This window comes from Streptomyces sp. 8L (assembly GCF_020176795.1).
Taxonomy (GTDB): Bacteria; Actinomycetota; Actinomycetes; order Streptomycetales; family Streptomycetaceae; genus Streptomyces.
In genome coordinates this window covers 1-7,627 of the sequence record NZ_JAIUKE010000414.1, presented here as the reverse complement: position 1 = coordinate 7,627, position 7,627 = coordinate 1, and the positions used below count along the sequence as shown (strand labels likewise).

The window sequence follows — 7,627 nt, the reverse complement described above, 5'->3', positions numbered from 1 at the left end:
CCCCCCCCGCGCCCCCCCCGCGCCCCCCCCTCTACGCGCGCGCCCCCCCGCGCCCCCCCCCCCCCGGGGGGGCGGGCCCCCCGGCGCGCGGCCCCCCCCCCCCCCCCCCCCCGTTCCCGTGGGAACGTAATGGGAATGACCAGCCGTAGAGAGCCGGGGTTCGCTGTCTCTAGCCGGACTTTGATCTTGGTGAAGGCAAGGTTCGTCGCGTTTCGGGAGCGGAACCTGCGAGGCCCTGACCTGCGAAAACACCACGCTCTGCGTGGCGTTCCGCTGGCGCCCCCGGCAGGACTCGAACCTGCGGCCAAGCGCTTAGAAGGCGCCTGCTCTATCCACTGAGCTACGGGGGCCGGGTGGTGCTGGACCGGTCCGGAGACCGGCCGGGTCAAGGATAGGGGTCCGCTCACCTTGGCCCGGTTGCTTCACGTGCGTGGCACGATGTGGAGGTTCAGTGAAGCGAACTGATAATCGCAGGCGGATTCCGATCTCGCAGCGGTTTTCGCCGTCCACGCCCCGGGTGTTGTGCACTCGTTATGCCTGCGCCCCACTCGTCCCATGTGTCCTCTGGGTGCCCCGTACGGTACTCGCTCGGATTCTATCGGCGCGCAGAGGGGGCTATACGCTTCAAAAACCATCCTAAATTGGGCATTCTTCGCATGTGGTGACCTTGGAAGTACGGCCTGAGCTGATCGACGCACTCTCCGCGCTGCGCGACCGTGTCGCTGCCGTGCGTCTTCCCCTGCCTCTGCCAGGCGCGCCGCGCGCCCGCCAGAGCAGGAGCGAACTGCTGGCGCAGCTGGACGACTACCTGCTGCCCCGGCTCAAGGAGCCCGACGCCCCGCTGCTCGCGGTCATCGGCGGGTCCACCGGCGGCGGGAAGTCCACCCTCGTCAACTCCCTGGCCGGGCGTCAGGTCAGCGAGGCGGGGGTGCTGCGGCCCACCACGCATACGCCGGTGCTGGTCTGCCACCCCGACGACCATCACTGGTTCGCGGGAACCCGCGTTCTGCCCGGATTCACCCGTGTGTGGCTCCCCCAGGACCGCGAGCACATCCCCGCCCCCTCCCGCGGCGCCGACGGCCGCGACCTCCTCGTCGTGGAGACCGAGGCACGCCTGCCCCGGGGGCTCGCGCTCCTCGACGCCCCCGACGTGGACTCCCTCGTCGTCGAGAACCGGCTGCTCGCCGCCGAACTGATCTGCGCCGCGGACGTCTGGGTGATGGTCACCACCGCCTCGCGCTACGCCGACGCGATCCCGTGGCACCTGCTGCGTGCCGCCAAGGAGTACGACGCCACCCTCGTGACCGTCCTCGACCGGGTCCCGCACCAGATGATGGGCGAGGTGTCCCGGCAGTACGCCGCGCTCCTGACGCGCGCGGGGCTCGGGGAGGTGCCGCGCTTCACCATCCCCGAACTCCCCGAGTCGACCGGCGGCGGAAGCGGGCTGCTGCCCATGACCGCCGTGGCGCCGCTGCGCGCCTGGCTCGTGCACCGCGCGAACGATCCGGCGGCCCGGCAGCAGACCGTTGTCCGTACGACGACCGGGGTCGTCCGCTCGCTGGACGCGCGCATGCCGGAACTCGCCTCGGCCGTCGCCAGCCAGCACGCGGCGGCCGAGCGGCTGATGGGCGCCGTGGACGACGCGTACGGCGCGGAGGCCGAGCGGGTGCGCCGCCAGCTGCGGCAGGGTGCGGTGCTCGCCGGGGACGCCCGTACACGCTGGCGCGGCTACCCCCGCGACAGCACGGCGCGCGAACTGCTCGACTCGCTCGTCGCCAGCCTCGAAACCCTCCTCCAGTGCGCCGTGGCCGCCGCCGACGAGCAGATCGCCAGGGTGTGGGACCGGGAACCCGCGGCGGCCGGCCTGGTGATGCCGGGCAAGGACGCCGAGACCGTCGAGCGGATCGGCCTGCGGGTCCGGCGCTGGCGGCGCGAGCTGGACGAACTCGCCGAGGAGGAGGTGCGCGAACTCGACCGTAACGCGGCCCCCGAGTCCGAGACCGTCTCCGCGCTGCTCGCCGCCTCCCTGCTGGGCGGGCGCCGCGCCCGTACGGCGGGGGAGCGGCTCGCCGAACTGCTGGGCGCACAGGGCGCGCTGCGGCTGCGCGACCAGGGCGCGGAGCTCGTCGCCGGCTATGTCGACCGTGTACTGCACGGGGAGCGCGACCGGCGGCTCGCACCCCTGGAGGCCCTGGGCGTCGCCGCCGAGCCGCAGGCGGAACTGATCGCCGCGCTGTCCGTACTCCAGAAGGAGACGAGGTAAACCCCGTGAGTGATGTGGTGGATGTGGCCGACGCGAACGGCGCCGGCGGAGACCCCGGAAGCACGGCCGGCGGGTCGGGCGGCAACGGCGCACGCGGCCGTTCTGGCGGGGGAGGGGCGGCGGCCGGCGGCAGGCCCTGGAACGCGGGCGGGTCCGGTGATCGCGGCGGGTCCGGTGATCGCGGTGGGTTCGGTGGGTCCAGAGCGTCTGGTCCGTCTGGTGGGGGCGTGGAGCCGGGTGCGTCGGGTGCGACCAGTGGTTCCGGTGGATCTGGTGGGTTCGATGCGTCCGGTGCGAGGGGCGGGTCTGGCGAGACCAGGGGTTTCGGCCGGCCGGGCAGATCGGCCGGCCCGGCGGGCGCCGTACGGTTCGAGCCCTCCCCGCGCTCCCGGGACTCCGTGCGGTCCGCGGACTCGCCGCTCTCCGGAAGCCCCGAGGGGCGTACGGGGGGCGGGCAGGCCACCGGCCCCGGTTCACGCGGCCCCGGTACACGCGGCCCCGGTTCCCCCGGCTGGGACGACGGGCTCATCGCCCGCCGCGCCCGGACGCGGTCCGACGAGCGCGGCCCGGAGAACCTCCTCACCGGCGGTGGCGGCCACACCCCCATCGGCGGCGCCTACGCGGGTCCCCTCAGGGCCAGGCTGGACGCGCTCGGCGAGCTCGTCGGCCTCTCCCGTACACGGGTGGACTCGTCGGTGCTCGCCGAGGCCGGACGCGTACTGGACGAGGCGTCGACGCGGCAGCGGCTCTCCTCGCGCCACACCGTCGTGGCGATCGCGGGCGCCACGGGCAGCGGGAAGTCCACGCTCTTCAACGCGCTCGCCGGAGTGCCCATTTCGGAGACCGGCCTGCGCAGGCCCACCACCTCCGCACCCATCGCCTGCGTCTGGTCGGACGGGGCCGCGGGGCTCCTCGACCGGCTCGCCATCCCCGGCAGGCTGCGCCGCAAGCCCCTCGCGGGCGGCGACGGCGACGAGGAACTGCACGGCCTCGTCCTGGTCGACCTGCCCGACCACGACTCCGCCGTCACCGCGCACCGCGACCAGGTCGACCGGGTGCTCGGCCTGGTGGACGCGGTGATCTGGGTCGTCGATCCGGAGAAGTACGCCGACGCGGCACTGCACGAGCGCTATCTGCGTCCCCTGGCCGGACACGCCGAAGTCACCTTCGTCGTCCTCAACCAGGTCGACCGGCTGCCCGGCGAGGCGGCCGAGCAGGTCCTCGACGACCTGCGGAGACTGCTGGACGAGGACGGGATGGCGCTCGGCGAGTACGAGGAGCCCGGCGCCACCGTGCTCGCGGTGTCCGCGCTCGGCGGCCAGGGCGTCGGCGAACTGCGGGAACTGCTCGGCCGCTTCGTGCAGGAGCGCACGGCCGCGGAGCGGCGGCTCGCGGCCGACGTGGCCGCCGCGGCGGGACGTCTGCGGCCCGCGTACCTGGCGGACGGAAGGCCGGGGCTCGGTGAGGAAGCGCGTGAGCAGTTCGCCGACCGGCTCGCCCGGGCGGTCGGCGCGGTCGCGGCGGGCGAGGCGGCGGAACGCGAGTGGCGCAGAAACGCCGGCCGCGCCTGCGGCACGCCCTGGCTGCGGCTGTGGCGATGGTACGAGCGCACGCGTACGCCGGGCGCGGAACCGCCGCAGGAGCCCCAGGTCGTCGAGGAGGAGGCCACCGCGAGGCAACGCGTCGAGCAGGCGGTGCGCGCGGTCGCCGACGAGGCGTCCGACGGGCTGCCCGCCCCCTGGGCGCACGCGGTGCGCGAGGCGGCCGTCCGCGGCGCGGAGGGGCTCCCCGAGGCGCTGGACGACCTGGCGGGCAGCGCCGCGGCGCCGAGCACGCGCCCGCCGCGGCCCGCGTGGTGGCCCGCGGCCGTGCTCGTCCAGGCGGGCATGACGCTCTTGCAGATCTTCGGCGCGCTGTGGCTGCTCGGGCAGATCTTCGGCGTCGTGCCACCTGGCCTGCTGCCGCCCGCGATGGTGATGCTCGCGGGGATCGTCGGCGGGCCCGTGGTCGAGTGGGCGTGCGCGGCGGCGGCGAGGGGGCCCGCCCGACGGTACGGGCAGGACGTCGAGCGGCGGCTGCGGGAGACGGCCGCCGGGTGCGGACGGGCGAAGGTGCTCGACCCCATCTCCGCCGAACTCATGCGCTACCGGGAGGTGCGGGAGCAGTTCGCGACGGTGTCGGGCACGGAGCAGCTGCCGGGGAACACCCTGACGGGACGGGGTGCGCACGGGCACGCTGCCCGGTTGTGACGGGGAGCGCAGGGCCGGGGCCTGCGAGGCGGGGCACGTGGGTCGTGGTCCCGGACGCGCCGAACGCCCGGCAACGCCCGGGCGGGCCTGGAGGGGCCGGTGCTCGCTCGTCCGGGTGACGGGGTTGTCCACAGCCCGCGATCGCGCGAGCGGTTCGACAGCTGGTTGTCCACAGGGGCAAGCAGGACTCCGCCGATTCGGTCACTCTGAGTCCAGGAGCCGACGGCCCCGGTCATGAGCCGGGACCGACGGGTCCGTGACGGTGACAGCCAGTGACAGCTGTCGGATGACGTGTGACGCGTGACGCGTGGAGTCGGGGAGGGGTCGACATGACGGAGACAGTGGTGACCTTGGTCGGGAACGTGGCGACCGGGGTGGAGTTCAAGGAGTCGCCGACGGGCGGGGTGGCGCGCTTCCGGTTCGCCGTTCCCGTGCGGCGATGGGACAGAGCCAAGGCGGAGTGGACGGACGGGCCGACGAGTTTCTACACGGTCTGGGCGTGGCGGACGCTGGCGGCCAATCTCGCGGCGTCCGTGTCCCTCGGGGAACCCCTGGTGGTGCAGGGCAGGTTGCGGGTCAGGGAGGAGGAGCGCGAGGGCAGGCGCAGGACCTTCGTGGACATCGAGGCCGCGGCGGCGGGCCATGACCTCAACCGCGGTACCTCGGCGTTCCGCCGGGTGGCGCGGATGTCCGCCAGGGGGACGCCCCAGCAGGGCGAGGCGGTGGCGGGTCTGCTGGCCAGGGCGGGCGGAGGGCGGCCCGCGGAGCGCGATCCCTGGGCGGTCCCGGCCGAGGACCCGACGCGGCACACGGCGGAGGCTCCGCCGTGGAGCACCGCCGACGCGGGTTCCGGCGGCGGACCGGGAGCGGCGACGGGGAGGGCGGCCACGGACGCGGTGACGGGATGGGCGACGCGGCCGGAGGCGGGTAGGGCCACGGACGCGGTCACGGGGTGGGCGACGCGGCCGGAGGCGGGTCAAGAGACGGTTGACGGGGCGGTTGGAGGGGCGGTTCGTACGGTGGTCGCCGAGGCGGACGAGCCGAACCATCCTAGGCCGGACCATCCGCACGGGGGCCAACGACAGCCGGACCGTCCGCAGTCGGAGCAACAGCAGTCGGACCAACGGAAGCCGGCGCAAGCGAAGCCGTCACAGTCGAAGCCGGCGCAGTCGAAGCCGGACCGGCCGAAGCGGAGCCGGTCGCCGAAGCCGGACCGGGCGGCGGAACATGTGGGGGACGGTGAGCGTGAAGCGTCGCCCCAACCTTTCTGATGTGTCGGAGGGGTTGAGGACATGTCGACAAATAAAGCCCAGGTCAGCGGTGGTCGGCGGAGGCTCGGCGCTCCATCCCCGCGACACTCCGTGCGGCCCGTAACGATTGTGATTCGGTCCGGCCTTCAGGTCGCCGGGAGGTCATCCGCCCACATCTGCCCTCCATAGGATTCCTGTTGTCCACGAGCCCGCGCCAAGGGGTTCCGGGCGAAGGGGAATTCGTTGCTTTCTGTGAAATCGGCCGCATTCGTCCGGAAGCCCGGCTCCATCCGGGCGCGGAAGCGGGCGCGCCTCGCCGGGCGGGGCGCGGTGCGCCTGGCCTCGGCGGCAGTCGTGTCCGGTCTGCTCGCCCTGGGCGTGGTGTCGGGTGCGGGCGTCGCCGCCGCCGACGACTCCTCCCCCCAGCACCCGGGAGGCGCGACGGCCACGCTCGACGGCCTGGACGTGCACGGCGGTGCCGTCCTGCACACGAAGGACGCGGGCGGGCGGAGCACGGACGAACAGCTCGACGCCGGGCTGTTCGAGATGAACGTGGACGGCGGCGGCAAGCTCAAGACGTACTGCGTCGACATCGACAACCCGGTCCAGGACGAGGCGAAGTACGTCGAGACGCCGTGGGCCCAGACCTCGCTCGGCGCCAACCGCGACGCGGGGAAGATCCTCTGGATTCTGCGGCACTCCTATCCGCAGGTCGACGATCTTTCCGCGCTCGCCCGGTCCGCTCACACCGGTGCCCTGACCGCGCAGAGCGCGGCGGCCGGGACGCAGGTGGCGATCTGGCGGTTCTCGGACGGCGCCGACGTGGACGCGACCGACCCGCAGGCGGAGCGGCTCGCCGACTGGCTCACCCGGCACGCCGGCACCGTGGCCGAGCCGCGCGCCTCGCTCAGCCTCACTCCCAGCGCGGTGTCCGGGCAGGCGGGGCAGCCGATCGGGCCGGTCACCGTCAGCACGGACGCGGACAGCGTGACGGTGGTGCCGCCCGCCGACGCGGCCGAGAGCGGGGTCCGGATCACCGACGCGGACGGCAAGCCGGTCACCACGGCGAAGAATGGCAGCAAGCTCTACTTCGAAGCGCCGGAGAGCACCAGGCCCGGGGCGCCCAACGCGGGCACGGCGCAGATGACCGTGCAGGCCACGGCGTCCGTTCCGGTCGGGCGGGCGTTCGCGGGCGTCAACAAGAGCCAGACGCAGATCCTCGCAGGCTCCAGCGACTCGACGGTCTCCGCGACGGCGACCGGCGGCTGGGCACCGGGCGGCTCGGCCGCGACGCTCACGGCGCAGAAGGACTGCGGCAAGGGCGGCGTGGACGTCACCGCGGCCAACCGGGGCGAGGGCGTGTTCCGGTTCGAGCTCGGTGACGAGGCGGAGACCGTGGCGGCGGGGAAGGCCAAGACGATCACTGTGCCGGTCTCCGAGGACCAGCGCTACGACTTCACGGTCACCGGCGACCACGGGTTCGAGCAGGAGTTCTCCGGCACGCTGGACTGCCGGACCAGCAGCACGACACCTCAGGCCGACCAGGACGTCACCAGCCTGGACGCGGCCTCCGTCGGCGGACCGGCGGGCGGCGACACCACGGACCTCGCGGGCAGCGGCCTCGCGGAGACCGGCTCGTCCAGCGCGACGCCGATGGTGGCGGGGGTGGCCATCGCGCTCGTGCTGATCGGCGGCGGCGTGATCTTCGTGCTCCGTACCAGGAGGAGTGCCTCGGGCGCGGGCGAGTGACGCCGGCCCGCACCGGGCCGGAGAAGACGTTCGCGAAAATCTTGGCGCACGGTGAACGCGGGCCGTCGGCCGTCCGTATTCCTGATCGGAACGGGTGGCCTGGCGGGGCCACCCCA

At 73.9% G+C, this 7,627-nt stretch carries 3 protein-coding genes, 1 tRNA gene and 1 pseudogene; 4 read left to right on the top strand and 1 reads right to left on the bottom strand.

Annotated elements, in window-relative coordinates; genetic code table 11:
• Positions 1–274: 274 nt before the first annotated feature.
• Positions 275–350, bottom strand: a tRNA-Arg gene (locus LCE31_RS29150).
• A gap of 317 nt (positions 351–667) precedes the next feature.
• Here LCE31_RS29150 and LCE31_RS29145 point away from each other — a divergent pair.
• The 4 genes and pseudogenes from LCE31_RS29145 to LCE31_RS29130 all read left to right on the top strand — a co-directional run bounded on the left by LCE31_RS29145 (position 668) and on the right by LCE31_RS29130 (position 7,511).
• A complete protein-coding gene (locus tag LCE31_RS29145) occupies positions 668–2,263 on the top strand; it encodes an ATP-binding protein (RefSeq protein ID WP_225019488.1) in 1,596 nt (531 codons plus the stop codon).
• 398 nt (positions 2,264–2,661) lie between these two features.
• Positions 2,662–4,512, top strand: a complete 1,851-nt coding sequence (locus tag LCE31_RS29140) for a GTPase (RefSeq protein ID WP_441349426.1) — start codon at positions 2,662–2,664, stop codon at positions 4,510–4,512.
• Between the two features lie 329 nt (positions 4,513–4,841).
• A pseudogene (locus LCE31_RS29135) lies at positions 4,842–5,198 on the top strand (single-stranded DNA-binding protein); the annotation flags it as partial.
• An 816-nt stretch (positions 5,199–6,014) separates the two neighbouring features.
• A complete protein-coding gene (locus LCE31_RS29130) occupies positions 6,015–7,511 on the top strand; it encodes a Cys-Gln thioester bond-forming surface protein (RefSeq protein WP_225019484.1) in 1,497 nt (498 codons plus the stop codon).
• Positions 7,512–7,627 lie beyond the last annotated feature (116 nt).